Source organism: Pseudofrankia coriaricola (assembly GCF_001854805.1).
Lineage (GTDB): Bacteria > Actinomycetota > Actinomycetes > Frankiales > Frankiaceae > Pseudofrankia.
On record NZ_MBLO01000257.1, the window covers coordinates 54158 to 70316 of the forward strand.

The window sequence follows — 16159 nt, forward strand, 5'->3', positions numbered from 1 at the left end:
CGGACTCGCCATTCGGGTGAGCCGGGGGAAGAAGGGAACCTCTATGTCTCCAGTCATGGCTGGGCGGGGCCGCGGGCCGCGATGGCGGTCAGCTGGCCGCGTCTCGCTGGCCTTAGGCCTCTCGGTGGTCACCCTGCTGGCCGCCGCCTGCAGTACCAAGGGCGACGACGACAAACCCGCGGCGCCCGCGGCCAGCGGAAGCGCGAAGGTCGTCAAGACCGGCCAAGGGATCAGCGGAACCGAGCTCACTCTCGGCAACCTCAACGACGTGACCGGATTCTTCGCCGCCAGCGGCAAGGACCTCGCGATCGCCTATGACCTCTTCTGGAAGGACTACAACCAGAAGAACGGCGGGATCTGCGGGACGTACACCGTCAAGCTGGAGAACGCCGACAGCGGCTACAACGTTCAGAAGGCCACCACCGCGTACGCCGCCATGAAGCCCAAGGTGGCGGCGATGCAGATGGTGCTCGGCTCGGCCATCGCCACCGCGCTGTCCGAGGACCTCACCGCCGACGACCTGGTCGGGATCCCACTGGCCTGGTCGCAGTCCCTCTCGGACAACCCGAACTACGCGATCGTCGGCTCGACCTATGACGTCGAGTCCATCAACGGCCTGGACTACCTGCTCGAGAAGGGCGTCATCTCCAAGGGCGTCAAGATCGGCCACATCTACCACGACAGCGAGTACGGCATCAACGCCGACGCCGGCGTGAAGTACTGGGCCGCGCAGAACGGGTCCCAGGTCTTCGAGCAGAAGGTCGGCCCCCTACAGAACGACCTGAGCTCGCAGGTGACTGCCCTCAAGGGGCAGGGAGTCGGGGTCATCGCGATCACCGGCACGCCGACGCAGACCGCCGCGCTCGCGGCCGCGACCAAGACCCAGGGCCTGAACGTGCCGCTCCTCGGCAACGGCCCGACCTACACGCCGGACCTGCTGACCGGCGACGCGAAGGACGTCCTGTTGGACCGGTTCTACTTCGCCGGCGGGAACGGCACCCTCCCGACGGCCGAGGCCGCCACCGTGCTGGCCGCCTACCGGCAGGCGGTGGGCAAGGCCGACGCGATCCCGACCCCCGCGCTCTCCACGGGCTACGCGACCGCGACCGTGATGGCCAAGATCCTGGAAGCGGCCTGCGCCGCCGGCGACCTGACCCCCGCCGGTATCGTCGCCGCCAAGAAGGGCCTGACCACGCTGGACACCGGTGGCCTGACCGGCAAGCTGGACTACTCGAAGCCCGGCATCTCCCCGACCAGGCAGTCCTTCGTCGTCAAGCCAGACGCGACCGCAGACGTCCGCCTCAAGATCGTGGCTCCGCTCTACGAGGGCCCGAACGCGAAGACCTACGTCCGCGCCAAGTAGTCGTTTGACCCGCTGACCATCTGATCGGGTGACCGGATTCCCGCGGTCGCCGTGCGCCCAGGCGGGCGGCGACCGCGGGGACAGATGACCGCGGGGACAACGGTGGCACGTCGTCACCGCTGACCTCGTCCGCCAGACCGGCGGGCGAGGTCAGCGTCGCGTTACGTGGTGCGCAGCTCCTCCGTGGACACGCTCGGGCGGAGGAAGAGCAGGGCGAGGCCGGTCATCGCGACGATCGCGAGGATCGTGCCGCCGGCGAAAAGCCCGAGGTCGGCGAACGGGATCGGGACCCCGCGAGTGAGCTCGGGTGCCACGGCGGTGGGGCCGCCCGGGAGCGTCCCGACCTGGCCTCCGGTACTCGCCTCGATCGTCAGCGACCAGGTCATCGTCACGCCGACCGCCAGCGCTACCAGCACCGCGGGCACGGCGGGTGTAAGGGTTTGCCAGAACATCGAGCGGGCGAGAACGCCGCGAGGCACCCCGGAGGCAACCAGGGCCGCGTAGGTCCGGCGGCGGGTGACGATCCCCTCGGCGAGGCCGACCAGCAGGCCGAGCGTCGCGATCGTCAGACCCACCAGCACCGCCGCGTAGACCAGGTCCATGTCCCGTAGGGAGGAATCATCGCCACCCGGCGTGTATCGGAATCCTTGCTGGACGGTCCACCACTGGTCGTAGGCCCGCCGGGTGTCGGCCTCCGTGGCGAAGTAGGCCCGCATCCCCGCCGCGCCGCCGCCGAACAGGACGCAGGCGAGCACCGCGGCGAAGACCCTGCTGCTGGCCCATGGGTCCGCGATGAGCCGGCGCCCGGCGAGCAGTGCGGCTGGCCGGCGCGCGACCCGGTGCAGAACCCGGCCGGCGACGTGGGAGATCCAGCCGGTGCCCAGCAGGAGCCCGACGAGTGCGGCCAGCGCGCCCGCGAACAGGAGCGCGATGAAGGCGCCCTCTGGCACGTCGAGCCGGTGGCGTTCGGCGTACCGCAGGAGCGGTCGCAACACGGCGAAGCAGGCCACCCCCGGCACGATCAGGAAGGCTGGCCACGGCCGGGGAGCCGGGAGCCGCTGCCGGTGCACGACGCCGAACGGCGTGACCCGGACCCGCCGCAGCACGAGCGCCGCCGTCAGGGCGGCGACGAGCGGTAGCCCCAGGGCGATCGCGAGCAACGCCGGCCAGGGCGGCAGAACATCCGTCGGCAGCGGCAGCCGGCCGTCCTGGTTCGGCCGGTCCAGTACCCGCCGGCCCACCAGATAGGCCGCGAACCCGATACCCACGCCGGGCGTGCTCGCCAGCCCGGTCTCCGCGGCAGTCAGCGAGACGGTCTGACCAGGGGTCGCGCCCGCCAGCCGAACCGCGGCCAGCCTTCTGTCGCGGGCCGGCGCCCCGAGGCGTCCGCACTGGCCCGCGAGCGCCAGCACCGGGATGGTCAGCAGCATCAGGGCGATCACCACGCCGGGCCGCAGGCCGGGCTCGTTCAGCAGGGCGCTCCGGTAGGTCGTGTTGTTGGCCGCCGTGCCAGCGAGCGGGCCGGCGAGCTCGGGGATGGCCAGCACTGTGGCGGCGGTCAGAACGGCGAGCGTCGCCAGCGTCGCGGACAACGCGGTGAGCGCGACGCGCAGGGCATCGGCCCGGCTGCCGACGGACGCCAGCCGCACAAGCGTTCCGGGCCTCATCCCACGCCCTCGGTGTCCACCATGGCCAGCCCGGCGCCGGCGAGGCCGAGCCCGGTCGGGTCGATCTGGCCGTCTCGCAGCGTGATCTCGCGGTGCGCGTAGCCGGCGACCTTCGGATCGTGCGTGACCAGGACGACCGTCGTCCTCTGCTGGGTCGCGAGCCGCACCAGCTGCCCCAGCATCTGCTCGCCCGCCAGGGTGTCCAGCGCGCCGGTGGGTTCGTCGGCGAACAGCACCCGGGGCTCGGTGACCAGCGCGCGTGCCAGCGCGGTGCGCTGCCGCTGCCCGCCGGACATCTCCCCGGGCAGCGCGTCCGCCACCTCGGCGACACCGAGCCGCTCGAGCCAGGACAGGGCGGCGGTGCGGGCGCGGCGGCGGCTGGTGCGGGCCAGCAGAAGTGGGAGGGCCACGTTCTCCGCCGCGGACAGCTCCGAGACCAGCTGCCCGAACTGGAACAGCACACCGAGCTCGGTGCGCCGCAGCCGGGACCGCTCGGCCTCGGACAGGTTGTCGATGCGTCGGCCGCGGTAGACGACCTCGCCGGCGTCCGGGCGCAGGATGCCCGAGAGGCAGTGCAGCAGGGTGGATTTGCCGCAGCCGCTGGGCCCGGTCACCGCGACGATCTCCCCTTCCGCGATCGCGAGATTCACCCCGCGCAGGGCCGCGACGGCCCCGTACGACCGGACGAGGCCGCGGGCCTCCAGCAGGACTGTGGTCATGCAGAGCCTTCCTGGGCTTGAGTCGCGACCCGTTCCAGCGTGGTGCGCAGCCAGCGCAGGTCGGCGTCGAGGTGGGTGATGGCGTAGTCGAGGGCGATCACGTCGGACAGCCCCGTCGCCGGGTCGGCCTTCAGCGCCGTCAGCTCGCGCAGCCTGGCGGCGTGCGTCGCCCGCTGCGCGACGAGGTAGTCCCGCGCCGTGGCAGCGTCCGCCGCGAACAGGGCGACGACGACCTTGGCCAGCAGCGCGCCGGCGACGTGCGGCGCCGGCGGCTCCACCGCGGTGAGCCAGGCGCGCAGGCCCGCGAGGCCCTCGGCGGTGATGGCGTAGCTGGTGCGCTCGGGGCCGCCGGCCTGGTCCTGGCCCACGGGCGTCACCAGGCCGTCGCGCACCAGCCTGGCAAGCGTCGTGTAGACCTGCCCGAACGCCAGCGGCCGCGCGCGCGGCAGCTGCTCGTCGTAGGACCGCTTCAGCTCGTATCCATGCCGGGGCCCGCCGGCCAGCAGGCCCAGCAGCACGTGCGACGTGACGGATCCGGTCGAAGACACTCCGCAACTATGTAGTGAGTGAATAGCTGGCGTCAAGGCCACCCAGAGCGGGCATAGGCCGCCAGGCCCTACCCGGCGCCGAGAAGGCCGGGGAGGGCCTCGACGACCAGGGACCAGTCGGGGGAAGAGGGGTCGGTCAGCGTGTAGTGGTCGCCCTGGGCTTCCAGCAGGCTCGCGGGGGCGCCGGCTCCGGTGGCGGCCTCGACGTAGCGGACGCTCTGGCCGAACGGGACCTCGTCGTCGGCGCGGGCGTGGACGCACAGGACGGGCACGCGCAGCGGGATGGCCGCGGACGGGTCGGCCAGGCGGTACTCCCCGGGCAGGTCGTCCGGGCCGCCGCCCATGAGGTCGAGGGCCGCCGTCCCGCCGACGCCGCCGCGCGCGCAGTCCGCGAGCCACAGCGCGCCCGCCAGGGACACCACCGCCGTCAGCCGCACCCGCGGCCCGGCGCCCGGCGCCGTGGCGGGCAGCTTCGCCCGCCCGGCCGCCCATGTCGCGAGGTGGCCGCCCGCGCTGTGCCCGATCGCGACGACATGTGACGTGTCGACGGGTAGGTCGGCGAGCAGGTCGATTCCGGCCGCGACATCCGCGAACGTCGCCGGCCAGCCGCCGCCCCGGCCGACCCGCCCGTACTCCAGGTTCCACACCGCGTACCCGTGCCGGGCCAGGTCGGCCGCCAGCGGCCATCCCTCCGAGACACCGTAACGCGCCCGCCAGAACCCGCCGTGCAAGAAGATCACTACGCCGGTGGTGGGCGAGGCGCCGGCGTCATCCACGGGCAGCCACAGCTCGCCGAACTGGTCCGGACCGGGGCCATACCTGTGGATCGCGGGCCTCATCCCGCCATTCTCCCCGGCAGATCGGCAATGGCCCGCCTCGGGACGTGGCTGCCGGGCGGCGCAAATGTAACCGGTAAGTTACGGTTCGATTTACATTTCGGTCCGATTGGCGGCCGGCGGCCGCCCTGAGCCGGACAAGCGCGGGGCAGACGGGCCCACGGTGGACGTCGTGGGCGGCTGGCGGTGCCAGGACGCCTGGCTCGACGTAGCCTGATCACGGGGGTGCCCGCCCTCCGGAGGAGGCATGATCATGTTTCTCCCGCACGTGGCGGGCATCATGCCAACGGGGCGGTGCCCTCCGGGCACAATGCCAACAGGCCGTGCCCGGGCGCACGGGGAGGTGGCCGCCGATGAGCCGGTACGCGGTGGACGTCCACGACCGCACGCTGATGGTGTCGTGGGATACCGGGCTGGGTGACGTCGCTGAGAAGGTCGCCCGGTTCCCACGGGCCGTCGACGAGTCGGACGCGCTGCAACTGGCGCGCACGTTGACATTTCTCTCCGCCGCCGCCTGGCGTACCTACACGCACCCGGAGGAGTCGGCGCTGCAGGCGCTGCCGACGGGTGACGACAGCCTGACCGGCCGCGGCAGGGATGTCTTCGGCAAGGCGATAGCGGCGATCGAGCAGCCGCACCTGCCACATGAGGGGCTGATCCAGCAGGCCGTGGTCGTCGTCGAGGAGGCGGCGCACCGGGTCGGCCGGGCATTGCACGCGATCTCCGACACCGAGTTGACCACCGAGGTCGCCGCGGAGGTGCGGGCTGAGCTCGACGCCGTCGAGCGCGCCGAGCTGGGCGAGCTGTCGGGCCGCGCCCGCCAGGCGGTGACGCTCAGCCGCGCGGACGCGTCGCCGCTGCAGGTCGCCGCCGCCGACGCGCTGCTGCGCGGCGACCCGCTCGGCAGCCGCGCGCTGTTCACCGACGTCGAACCGACGGCGGCCGCGATCGCGGCGGCGCACTGGCTGCACGCGGCGGCGATCGTGGCCGCCCGGCACGCCGACCTCGACGTCACCCAGGTCGTGGCCGAGGCCGACACCATCGAGCCGCTCCCGCACCGCACGCCCACGCTGGTGCTTCACCAGGTCGACGGGGGCGACTCGCCCCGCGAGGCGGTGCTCGACCTGATCGCGCACGCGCTGGTCGTCGCCGAGGGCCGCAACCCCGACCTGGACGACATCTTCGAATGGGTCGCGGAGATCGTCGAGGACGGTCCGCCGGCCCCGGACGACGAGGGCGAGGAGCGGCTGCCGCGCCGGCAGACGCGCACGCCGATCCTGCCGACCGAGGGCCTGGCGATCCAGATCCGCGGCGTGGGCGACCGTTCCGCGGACGACGACCTGGACGACGTCCGCGGCCTCGATGACGACGACGATGACGATGACGACGAGGAGTTCGGCGAGACGCTCTTGCTGCCGGACCGGCTGACCCCGCTGGACCCGCGCCGGCCGGCGGTCGACCTTCTCGAGGACCTGCTCGCCGGGATCCACGGCTGCTGGCTGCTCTACCGCGAGTTCGCCGACCCGCCGAGCGTCCCCCGCCCACCGGCACCGGCGCCGCCCGTGGCCGACTCCGAGCCGGTCACCCCGGAGACGGTCTCCGCCGCCCGCCGCAAGCGTCGCGAGCAGCTGCGCCGCGCCTTCGACGACGAGGTCCGGGCAGCGGCCGCCACCCTCCGCGACCAGCTGGTGTAGGACACCCAGGACCCGGCCGCCCACCCCGGGAACGGAGCCCGCAGGGATTGGACGTTCAGCGGCGGGTGACCGCGTCGGCGCGGAGGCCCGGCCACGAGCGAAGCGAAGGGACCCCGTGCGGGCTGGCTGTGGATGGGTGAGGTTTCGGCGGTGGGTGACCGTGCTGGGCGCGGAGGCGCGCCTCGCGGAGGCCCGGCCACGAGCGAAGCGAAGGGACCCCGTGCGGGCTGGCTGTGGATAGGTGAGGTTTCGGCGGTGGGTGACCGTGCTGGGCGCGGAGGCGCGCCTCGCGGAGGCCCGGCCACGAGCGAAGCGAACGTGGTTGGGCCGCAGCGAGGTCGCCGTAGCGCCCGTGAGCGGAGGAGGACACGGCGCGGAGGTCCCTCGGGAGCGAAGCGAGTGAGGGGCCGGAGCGCCGTGCCCGCACGGAGCGAACCAGGAAGAAGGAGGGGCGGATGTCGCGGGCGCTGGTGCTCGGCGGTGGTGGGCTGGCCGGGATCGCATGGGAGATCGGGCTGCTCGCGGAGCTCACCCACGGCGGGTCGGACCTGACCGCGGCGGACACCGTGATCGGAACGTCCGCCGGCTCGGTCGTCGGCGCCCTGCTGCGCACCGGGCAGAGCCTCGACGAGCAGCTCGCCGCCCACCTGGAGGGCGCCGGCGCTGGCGCCGAGCTCACCGTGAAGCTCGACGTCGACCTGCTGGCGAACATGTTCGGCGAGGCCATCAGCGGTGCCCGTGACCTGCCCGGCGCGCTGTCCCGGATCGGCGCGATGGCGCTGGCCACCCCGACCGTCAGCGAGGCCGAGCGGCGCCGCGTCATCGAGGCCCGGCTTCCCCGGCACGAGTGGCCGGCGCGCCGGCTCCTCGTCACCGCGATCGACGCCGAGCGCGGCACGCTGGTGACCTTCGACAAGGACTCGGGCGTGCCGCTGGTGGACGCGGTGGCGGCGAGCTGCGCCGTCCCCGGGGTCTGGCCGCCCGTGAGCATCGACGGCCGCCGCTACCTCGACGGCGGCTCCGGCTCGGCGACCAACGCCACCCTCGCCGCCGGCCACGACACCGTCCTCGTCATGGCCCCGATGACCACCCCGGGCCGCGGCCCGTTCCTCGGCATCGAGGACGAGGTACACGACCTGGAGAAGTCCGGTAGCCGCGTCCTGGTCGTCACCGCCGACGATGCCGCTCGCGCCGCCTTCGGCCTGAACTCGCTCGACCCCGCCGTCCGCCCCGCCTCCGCCCGCGCCGGGCGCCGCCAGGGCTGGTCCCTGTCCCACGCCGTCCGCGAGTTCTGGACCGCCGGAGCGGCCGGAGCGGCCGGAGCGTAGACCGGTGGCTCCGAAACCGCGGGTGCTGTCGCCGGCAGGTGGCGGTGACGCCCCCTAACTATGGCGGCCGGTGACGGCGACGTTGAGGCCCACGCCGATCATGGCCAGGCCGCCGGCGCCGCCGATGGCCGCCAGGCGCCGCGGGTTCCCGGTGAACCACGACCGCACGGCGCTCGCGACCATCGCCCACCCGCTGTCGGAGACCAGCCCGATGCCGATCGCGAGCAGCGACATCAGCAGCATCTGGGCGGGAATGTGCCCCGCCTCGCGGCTGACGAACTGGGGCAGCACCGCGCCGAACATGATCAGTGCCTTGGGGTTGGTGACCCCGACGACGAAGCCCTGCCGGATCGTCCGCCACCTCGACAGCGCCTCGACATGCTCACCGGCCACCGCCGCCAGCTCGCGGCGGTGCCGGATCGCCTGGATGCCCAGCCAGACGAGATAGGTCCCGCCGGCCAGTTTCACGGCCAGGAAGGCGATCGCCGAGCGCTCCACCAGCGTGCCCAGGCCGAAGGCGACCAGCACCGCCACGACGTAGTTGCCCAGCCCGCTGCCGACCGCGCTCACGATCGCGGGCCCCCGCCCCAGCGACAGCGCCCGCCCGACCACGAACAGCACGCTCGGACCCGGAACCACGATCAGGACGAACGCGGCGACGGCGAACCCGGCCAACTGTCCACCAGAGATCATTTGGGGATCTTATCCGCGAACGCGGCGACGGCGGGCCTGGCTGATGCCCGTGCTCGGCGCGCCCTCCCGGCCTGGAGCTGGGCGTCAGGGGCGGGAGCGGACCTGCCAGAGGTCGGGGAAACTCGGATGGAAGAGCGTGGAGCGCAGGTACTCGGCGCCGGGGGAGCCGCCGGTGCCGGTCCTGGCTCCGATGATGCGTTCGACCATCTTGACGTGGCGGTATCGCCACTCCTGGATGCCCTCGTCGATGTCGACGAGGGCCTCGCACACGCCGGCGGGTACGCCGCGCTCGTCGGCGTACGCCTCGGCGAGGGCCGCCTGGACGAGTTCGTCCCCACCGGGCCAGGGCAGGCGGGGGTCGCGGTCGAGGATCTCGTCAGGGAGCTTCCAGCCGGCGGTGGCGAGGTAGCGCAGCAGGGAGTCGAAGATCGAGCGGCGGCGCATGATGGCGTCGAGGGTGGCGTCGTCCGGGCTCCCGGAGCCGGCGAAGTCGCGGCGGCCGAGGGTGGCCTCGATCCAGCGGAACTGGAACGACTGGAAGCCACTCGAGCTGCCGAGCTCCGGGCGGAAGCGCGCGAACTGGCGCGGGGTCATCGTCTCCAGGACGTCCAGCTGGCCCACGACCGTCTTGAGGATCTTCGCGACGCGCCTGGCGGTCTGCAGAGCGCCGACGCCGTCGCCGGACTCCAGGCGGTGCCGCAACAGGTCGAGCTCGCGCAGGATCTGCTTGAACCACAGCTCGTAGACCTGGTGAATGATCACGAACAGCAGCTCGTCGTGCTCGTCGGTGCGCGGGTGCTGGCAGGACAGCAGCTCGTCGAGGTGGAGGTAGCCGCCATAGGTCAGATCACCGTGGCTGGTCGTGGCGTCGGCCCTTTCGGCGCGGCCGCCGGGGCCGCCGGCCGGTGCGGAGGTGCCTGATGCCGTGCTCACCAATGTCCTCCGTTTCCTCGTCCACCGGGCACGTCACCGCGGAGGACCGGGTGGATGCCGGTGATGTCTGGCCGGGATGTCACGGCGCCCAGCGGGGTCTCGGCGGGCGTCGACGGCGTCGGTCCCGCGTTCACCGGTTCCGTCCGCGGACGGTCGCGGCCAGCAGGCCGGCGGCTCCGGCCAGGCCGCCCGCGGCGAGGGCGGTGAGCCGGTTCTGGCGGCGTATCCGGTTCGGGATCTCGGCGTACGGCCTGGTCGTGAAGCTCACCAGTTCGTAGCGGGAGACGTAGCGGCCTGGCAGGCGGCGCTCCAGCCAGTGCTCGGCCGCGACCCTGACCTGGAAGGCGTGCGAGTTCACGCGGTCGCGCATCTCGACGAAGTTGTCCAGGGCCATCTCGGCGATGGCGTCACAGTTGGCCTTGCGGCGCCGTTCGTAACTGGCGAGCGCCGCCGCCCAGTCGCCGCCGGTCTCCGCCAGGCACCGGTCGATCTCAACGCAGTCCTCGAAGGCGCAGTTCGCGCCCTGGCCGAAGAACGGGACGATCGCGTGCGCCGCGTCTCCCACGAGCGCGAGCGTCGCGCCGCCACCCCGGCCGCTCGTGCTGGCGGTGTCGCTCGTGCCGGCCGCGTCGCCTGGGTCGGCCGCGTCGCCTGGGTCGCCTGTGCCAGCCGTGCTGCTCGTGCCGTGGTGAACCCACGGCCAGGCGCGGATCGTCGCCAGCGACCCGAGCGGGTTGCGCTGGTAGTCGTCGACCAGGCTCGGGGCCAGTCTGGCGACGTCGGGATAGTGCTCGCGGAAGTGCCCGACGATCTCGTCCGGCGTCGTCAGCGCCGCGAACTGTTCGGCGGTCCAGAACAGGGTGCAGGTGAAGGACCGGTCCAGGTTCGGCAGGGCGATCATCATCGACTCGCCGCGTGGCCAGATGTGCAACGCGTCCGGGTCCAGGGCGAATTCGCCGCCGCGCGCCGGGATCGTCAGCTCCTTGTACCTGTGGTCCAGGTAGTCCTGGCTGAAGGTGAAACCGGTGCGGAAGGTCACCGCGCGGCGGGCGGCGCTGAAGGCGCCGTCACAGGCCAGCACGACGTCCGCCCGCGCCAGCTGTGTCGATGGGGAAACGCCTCCGCGGCTCGGGGTTCCTGCCGGATCGGCGACAGGGTCCCTGCCGGATCTGCGAAGCAGATCTGGGAGGTCGGCGATCTGGGAGGTCGTCTGTGGCCAGCCTGCCAGCCGCTTTGGCTGAGGCCCGTCGGCCGTCTCGAACCGCAGCTCGCCGGCGGCGAGGTCCACCCCGGTCAGCCGGCAGCCGAAGGACAGCCGGACGCCGGGGGTCTTCGCGGCGACGTCGAGCAGGGCGCGGGTGAGCTCCGCCCGGCTGATCGAGTTGATCGCGCGCGTCCCGTCGGCGCTGTACGGCCGGAAGCTCTGCGCGCCGGACTGGTCGTGCACCATCCGGCCGTGCATCGGCAGCGCCCGTGACAGCACCTGCTCCTCCAGGCCGACCTGGCCGAGCGCCGCGAGCCCGCGGGCCGAGATCGCGAGGTTGATCGAGCGGCCGCGCTCGGCCGCGCTCGCGCGCGGGTCGTCGCGCCGCTCGTAGACGGCGACCTCGATCCCGCGCCGGCCGAGCAGCGTCGCCAGCAGGCAGCCGGCCAGGCCCGCGCCGACGATCACGACGCGCTGACCGCCCGCCGCGCCCGGGTGTTCTGTCACCTGTCCTCCGTCACCTGATCCTGGGCGCTCGCCCTCCGCCGTCTTCCCCGTTCTGACCCGGCGGGCCATGACTCATGCGGACCCCGGCTCATGCGGACCCCGGCTCGTTCAGCCATCGGAAGCCCTGCTCATCCGGGTCTTCCGCCGTCGAGCACGGCCGCGAGCGCGGTGGCGGCGCGCCAACAGTCGTGAAAGGTGCTGTACAGGGGCGCCGGAGCCAGCCGGATGACGTCCGGGCGGCGGGCGTCGGCGAAGACGCCGTGCTCCTGGCGCAGCCGCTCGGTGAGAGGGCCGACGTCGCGGCCGTGGACGCGCACCGAGAGCTGCGCGCCGCGGCGCCTCGGCTCGCGCGGCGTGACGATCTGGGCCGGCCGCCCGACGCACACCTCGTCGAGCAGCGCCTCCAGGTATGCCGTCAGGCGCAGGCTCTTGGCCCGCAGCGCCGGCATGCCTGTCTGGTCGAACATCTCCAGCGAGAGCAGCACGGCCGACATCGACAGGATCGGCGGGTTCGACAGCTGCCAGGCGTCGGCGGAGTCGACCGGGCGCGCGACCGGCGCCATCTGGAAGCGGGTCGCGGGGTCCGTCGACCACCAGCCCGCCAGCTTCGGCAGGGCCCGGTCAGCCAGGTGCCGCTCGTGGACGAAGGCGCCGGCCAGCGAGCCGGGGCCGGCGTTGAGGTACTTGTACGAACACCAGGCCGCCCAGTCGGCGCCCGCGTCGTGCAGCCGGAGCTCGACGTTGCCGGCCGCGTGTGCCAGGTCCCAGCCGACCGCCGCCCCTGCCGCGTGCCCGGCGGCGGTGATCGCGGCTATGTCGAGCAGCTCGCCGCTGTAGTAGTTCACGGCGCCCAGCAGAACGAGCGCGACCTTGTGACCGTGCTCCGCCAGGTAGGACACGACGTCCTCGGAACGCAGCGCCGCCTCGCCCACGCGAGGCGCGAGCCGGATGACCGCCTCGTCCGGGTCGTAGCCGTGAAAGGCGGCCTGGCTGCGCACCGCGTAGCTGTCGGACGGGAACGCGGCGTCCTCGATGAGGATCGCGTGCCGCTCGGGGGCCGGCCGGTAGAAGCTGACCATCAGCAGGTGCAGGTTGACCGTCAGCGAGTTCATGACGACGACCTCGCGGGGGAGGGCGCCCACCAGCCGGGCGGCTGGCCCGCGCAGTAGCTCGTGGTACGAGAACCAGGGCCGTCGGCCCTCCAGATGGCCCTCGACCGCCAGGCTCGCCCAGTCATCGAGCTCCTCGCCGAGGCGGGCACGCAGCGCCTTCGGCTGCAAGCCCAGCGAGTTGCCGGCGAAGTACGCCGCCTCGCCGCCGCCGTGCGGTGGGATGCGGAACTCGGCCCGCCGCGTGGGCAACGGGTCGCCGGCGTCGAGCTTCAGCGCGTGACGCTCCTGCCCGGACTGGGCCGGGCTCATGCTGGCGCCGCTCGACCCGTACCGGCCGGACCGGCCGGACCGGCGGCCGGGGAGGGCGCCACGGCCCGGGCGCCGGCGGTACCCGCTCCTGCGTCGCCGGCCAAGGCCCCGGCCAGGCTGCCGGCGTCGGCCGGGCGTGGAACGGTGTCGTCGGCAGGGTTTGGCATGGCGGTGCCGGCCGGGTCCGGAGCGTCGGCGTCGGCGAGGCCGAGGAACGTGGCCGCGTTGCCGGACAGGAGCCGGGCGCGCGTCGCGTCGTCGAGGAACTCCGCCGTGCGGACGACGGCGCCCGCCGGGCGCTCGCCGAGCGGGTAGGGGTAGTCGCTGCCGACGACGACCCGGTCGGCGCCGACCGTGTCGACGAGCAGCCGCAGCGCGCCCTTGTTGAAGACCACCGAGTCGACGTAGAACCGGCCGAGGTAGCGCTCCGGCGGATGCTCCGACCTCCCGATCACGTCACCCCGCCGGTGCCAGGCGTTGCCGAGCCGGCCGAGCCAGAACGCGAACGACCCGCCGCCGTGGGCGAAGCAGATCCGTAGCCGCTCGTCCACCCGGTCGAACACGCCGCCGAGGATCATCGCGAGGATCGACAGGTGCGTCTCCGCCGGCATGCCGACCAGCCACTGGGCCATCCAGCGGTCCAGCCGGGGCGAGCTCGGCAGGTCCCACGGGTGCACGAAGACCGGGGCGCCGAGTGCCGCCGCGTGCTGCAGGAACGTCACGACGCCTTCGCTGTCGAGGTCGAGGTCGCCGACGTGGTTGCCGATCTCGACGCCCACGTGCCCGGCGGCCAGACAGCGCTCGAGCTCGGTGCAGGCGGCGTCGGGGTCCTGCATCGGCACCTGGCACATCGGGAGCAGCCGGTCGGGCGCCGGCGCGCAGATCTTCAGCGCCAGGTCGTTGAGGATGTGCGCGATCTTCGACGCCTGGGTGACGTCGTGGGCATAGGAGAAGAAGACGGGCGTCGGCGAGACGACCTGCCTGCTCACGCCGTCGGCGTCCATGTCGGCCAGCCGGACCTCGGCGCCCCAGCAGTCCGAGGCGACCCGGCGGAACTCCTCGCCGCGCATCATGATCATGAGTTCGGACTCGGTCTCGAACCGCGGCGTCGGCGTGCCTGGGCCGAGGTCCGGCCAGCCCCTCGGGACGTAGTGGGTGTGGACGTCGATGATCTCGTCTGTAGGGCCCATCTCAGCGTTTGCCCGGGAGCTCGGTCGTTCCCGGCTGCGCCGCCTCTTCAGGCTGCGCCGCCTCTTCAGGCTGCGCTGTCGTTCCCGGCTGCGGCGTCTTCTCGGGCAGCGCAGCCTTTCCCGGGTGCACGGTGCCGCACTTCGGACAGGTGCGGGCCTGCTCGTCGGCGTAGAACGCGTTGAACACCGGTGGCAGGTCCTTCACGATGTCGCGGACCTGCAGTTCCGTCTCGTGTACCAGGGCCGCGCATGCCGGGCAGTACCACTGGAACTTCTCCAGCAGCCCCTCCTCGCGGATCCGCTCGACGACCAGGCCGATCGAGCCGGCCTCGGGCCGCTGCGGCGAGTGTGGGACGTTGCGGGGCAGCAGCCAGGTGTCGCCCGCGTGGATCTCGATGCGTCGAGGGGCGCCGTCGTCGTCGATGACATTGACGTGCATGGTGCCTTTGAGCTGGTAGAACCACTCCTCGTACGGGTCGACGTGGTAGTCGGTCCGGGCGTTCGGGCCGCCGACGACCTGCACGATGTAGTCGTCGCCCACCACCAGGGTCCTGTTGCCCACCGGCGGCTTGAGCAGGTGCTGGTTCTCCTCGATCCACTTCGGGAAGTTGATCGGCTGCGGAAGCGTCATGAGCCGCCCTCTCTCCTTCTCGGAACGTGCGCGACGGCCTGCATCTCGACCAGCAACAGTGGGTGTGGCAGCTGGTGAACGGCGACGGTCGTCCTGGTCGGCCCGGTCTCGTCGAAGAACTCGGCCCACACCTCGTTGTAGCCGCCGAAATCGTTCATGTTGACGAGATAGCCGGTGACGCTGACCAGGTCGGACAGGCCCGCGTCGACCTCGGCCAGCAGCGCGCCGAGGTTCTCGATCACAGCCCTCGTCTGTGCCCGGATGTCGAGCGAGGCCGTCCCCATCGCGTCGACGTCGGCGCCGGCGAACGTGTTGTCCGGCCGCCGCGACGACGTCCCGGAGACGTACACGAAGTCACCGGCCCGCCTCAGGTGCGGAAACCGCCCTCGCGGCTTCGCCTTCCCAGCGACGACCCGCGCGTCGCCCGCCCCGGTGACCGTCGGACGCGGACCGGAATCCGGGGCCAGTGCTGGATCCGGGCCCGGCGAGCGCCGTGGTTCGGGGCCGGCCGCAGGTTCGATGGTCATGCGTACTCCGCGACGGCACTCGCGATGCCGAGACGCGCGACCCGGGCTTGGACCCGGCCGGGGCGCAGCGGCGCCGCCGCGGTCGCCGCGCCGGCCAGCAGGATCTGCCCGGCGGTCAGCGGGAACCCGCGCTCGCGCGCGAGCGGGACCAGCGCCCGCAGCGCGTCCAGCGGATGGCCGAGGATCTCGCCGGTCGACCCTCGCTCGGCGACCTCGCCGTCGATAACCAGCTCGACCGTCAGGTCGCCGAGCGCCTCCCGCGTCGCCTCGTCCAGCGCCCACCACGGCCCGACGACGAAGAACGCCGCCGAGGTGTTGTCGGCGACCACGTCCGGCAGGCTGAACCGGAAGTCCGCGTAGCGCGAGTCGATGATCTCCAGTCCCGGCGCGACGGCGTCGACGCAGGCGAGGATGTCGACCTCCGCGTCGGGACCGGTCAGGTCGATGTCGCGGGCCAGCCGGAACGCGACCTCCGGCTCCACCCTGGGGTGGATCAGCCTGGCGAGGTCCACCGCCCCACCGTCGGGAACCGCCATCGCGTCGGTGATCTGGCCGCAGATGACCTCCGAGATCCCCATCTGCGCCATCTTGGCCCGGCTGGTCATCCCGAGCTTCGTGCCGGCCAGCCGCTCGCCGCGCTCCAGCCGCCGGCCGACGACGGCGTGCTGGATCCGGTACGCGTCCGCCAGCGGCAGCCCCGGCGGCAGCTGCGGCACCGCCTCGGCCCGCAGCCTCGCCCCGTCCAGGTAGTCCGCCGTCTCCTCGATGGACCCCACGGGACTCGCGGCGCTCACAGTTTCTCGGGTTCGCTCCGTCGCCGCACTCATCGCCCCCCCGTTCGTCGCATCCGCGCCGAACGGGGACCCCTGCTCGCGGCCGTCCTCGTTCCTCGGACGAC

The 16159-nt window shown here is 72.8% G+C and carries 15 protein-coding genes; 3 read left to right on the top strand and 12 right to left on the bottom strand.

The window, feature by feature from the left end:
• The first annotated feature begins 124 nt into the window (after positions 1–124).
• Positions 125–1363: an ABC transporter substrate-binding protein gene (locus BCD48_RS37245; protein WP_157910608.1), complete on the top strand. Its 1239-nt coding sequence runs from the start codon at positions 125–127 to the stop codon at positions 1361–1363.
• A 161-nt stretch (positions 1364–1524) separates the two neighbouring features.
• Here the strand turns inward: BCD48_RS37245 and BCD48_RS37250 are convergent, their stop codons facing one another.
• The 4 genes from BCD48_RS37250 to BCD48_RS37265 all read right to left on the bottom strand — a co-directional run bounded on the left by BCD48_RS37250 (position 1525) and on the right by BCD48_RS37265 (position 5136).
• Positions 1525–3030, bottom strand: coding sequence for an FtsX-like permease family protein (locus tag BCD48_RS37250; protein WP_071053100.1), 1506 nt, complete (start codon positions 3028–3030; stop codon positions 1525–1527).
• A complete protein-coding gene (locus BCD48_RS37255) occupies positions 3027–3749 on the bottom strand; it encodes an ABC transporter ATP-binding protein (RefSeq protein WP_071053101.1) in 723 nt (240 codons plus the stop codon). The genes BCD48_RS37250 and BCD48_RS37255 overlap by 4 nt, the downstream gene beginning before the upstream one ends.
• Complete coding sequence (locus BCD48_RS37260) at positions 3746–4297, bottom strand: PadR family transcriptional regulator (protein WP_071053102.1); 552 nt, start codon at positions 4295–4297, stop codon at positions 3746–3748. The genes BCD48_RS37255 and BCD48_RS37260 overlap by 4 nt, the downstream gene beginning before the upstream one ends.
• A 68-nt stretch (positions 4298–4365) precedes the next feature.
• Positions 4366–5136 carry an alpha/beta hydrolase family protein gene (locus BCD48_RS37265; protein ID WP_071053103.1) on the bottom strand — a complete coding sequence of 257 codons (771 nt, stop codon included), beginning with the start codon at positions 5134–5136 and terminating at the stop codon, positions 4366–4368.
• A 350-nt stretch (positions 5137–5486) separates the two neighbouring features.
• Between BCD48_RS37265 and BCD48_RS37270 the strand changes: the two genes are divergently transcribed.
• A complete protein-coding gene (locus BCD48_RS37270) occupies positions 5487–6827 on the top strand; it encodes a hypothetical protein (RefSeq protein ID WP_071053104.1) in 1341 nt (446 codons plus the stop codon).
• A gap of 455 nt (positions 6828–7282) precedes the next feature.
• Complete coding sequence (locus tag BCD48_RS37275; protein ID WP_071053105.1) at positions 7283–8155, top strand: patatin-like phospholipase family protein; 873 nt, start codon at positions 7283–7285, stop codon at positions 8153–8155.
• Between the two features lie 54 nt (positions 8156–8209).
• On the opposite strand, the gene BCD48_RS37280 is transcribed toward BCD48_RS37275, so the two are convergent.
• From BCD48_RS37280 to BCD48_RS37315, 8 genes are all read right to left on the bottom strand, one after another.
• A complete protein-coding gene (locus tag BCD48_RS37280; protein WP_071053106.1) occupies positions 8210–8848 on the bottom strand; it encodes a LysE family translocator in 639 nt (212 codons plus the stop codon).
• Positions 8849–8932: 84 nt separating this feature from the next.
• A complete protein-coding gene (locus BCD48_RS37285) occupies positions 8933–9781 on the bottom strand; it encodes a tryptophan 2,3-dioxygenase (protein WP_083419782.1) in 849 nt (282 codons plus the stop codon).
• A 130-nt stretch (positions 9782–9911) separates the two neighbouring features.
• Positions 9912–11492 carry an FAD-dependent oxidoreductase gene (locus BCD48_RS54460; RefSeq protein ID WP_241842298.1) on the bottom strand — a complete coding sequence of 527 codons (1581 nt, stop codon included), beginning with the start codon at positions 11490–11492 and terminating at the stop codon, positions 9912–9914.
• A 128-nt stretch (positions 11493–11620) separates the two neighbouring features.
• A complete protein-coding gene (kynU, locus tag BCD48_RS37295; RefSeq protein WP_071053107.1) occupies positions 11621–12913 on the bottom strand; it encodes a kynureninase in 1293 nt (430 codons plus the stop codon).
• Positions 12910–14103 carry an amidohydrolase family protein gene (locus BCD48_RS37300; RefSeq protein ID WP_241842299.1) on the bottom strand — a complete coding sequence of 398 codons (1194 nt, stop codon included), beginning with the start codon at positions 14101–14103 and terminating at the stop codon, positions 12910–12912. The genes kynU and BCD48_RS37300 overlap by 4 nt, the downstream gene beginning before the upstream one ends.
• A 1-nt stretch (position 14104) precedes the next feature.
• Entirely contained in the window at positions 14105–14734 is a 630-nt protein-coding gene (locus tag BCD48_RS37305; protein WP_241842300.1) for a 3-hydroxyanthranilate 3,4-dioxygenase, read from the bottom strand.
• On the bottom strand, positions 14731–15261 hold the full coding sequence (locus BCD48_RS37310) for a RidA family protein (RefSeq protein WP_241842301.1): 531 nt from the start codon (positions 15259–15261) through the stop codon (positions 14731–14733). Before BCD48_RS37310 ends, BCD48_RS37305 begins: the two co-directional genes overlap by 4 nt.
• Positions 15258–16055: a 2-keto-4-pentenoate hydratase gene (locus BCD48_RS37315; RefSeq protein ID WP_241842302.1), complete on the bottom strand. Its 798-nt coding sequence runs from the start codon at positions 16053–16055 to the stop codon at positions 15258–15260. The genes BCD48_RS37310 and BCD48_RS37315 overlap by 4 nt, the downstream gene beginning before the upstream one ends.
• Positions 16056–16159 lie beyond the last annotated feature (104 nt).

Coding starts and splice junctions, on each gene's coding strand:
- BCD48_RS37310 (WP_241842301.1), bottom strand. CDS start 15,261: ATGACCATCGAACCTGCGGCCGGCCCCGAACCACGGCGCTCGCCGGGC.
- BCD48_RS37270 (WP_071053104.1), top strand. CDS start 5,487: ATGAGCCGGTACGCGGTGGACGTCCACGACCGCACGCTGATGGTGTCG.
- BCD48_RS37250 (WP_071053100.1), bottom strand. CDS start 3,030: ATGAGGCCCGGAACGCTTGTGCGGCTGGCGTCCGTCGGCAGCCGGGCC.
- BCD48_RS37265 (WP_071053103.1), bottom strand. CDS start 5,136: ATGAGGCCCGCGATCCACAGGTATGGCCCCGGTCCGGACCAGTTCGGC.
- BCD48_RS37300 (WP_241842299.1), bottom strand. CDS start 14,103: ATGGGCCCTACAGACGAGATCATCGACGTCCACACCCACTACGTCCCG.
- kynU (WP_071053107.1), bottom strand. CDS start 12,913: ATGAGCCCGGCCCAGTCCGGGCAGGAGCGTCACGCGCTGAAGCTCGAC.
- BCD48_RS37280 (WP_071053106.1), bottom strand. CDS start 8,848: ATGATCTCTGGTGGACAGTTGGCCGGGTTCGCCGTCGCCGCGTTCGTC.
- BCD48_RS37275 (WP_071053105.1), top strand. CDS start 7,283: ATGTCGCGGGCGCTGGTGCTCGGCGGTGGTGGGCTGGCCGGGATCGCA.
- BCD48_RS37255 (WP_071053101.1), bottom strand. CDS start 3,749: ATGACCACAGTCCTGCTGGAGGCCCGCGGCCTCGTCCGGTCGTACGGG.
- BCD48_RS37305 (WP_241842300.1), bottom strand. CDS start 14,734: ATGACGCTTCCGCAGCCGATCAACTTCCCGAAGTGGATCGAGGAGAAC.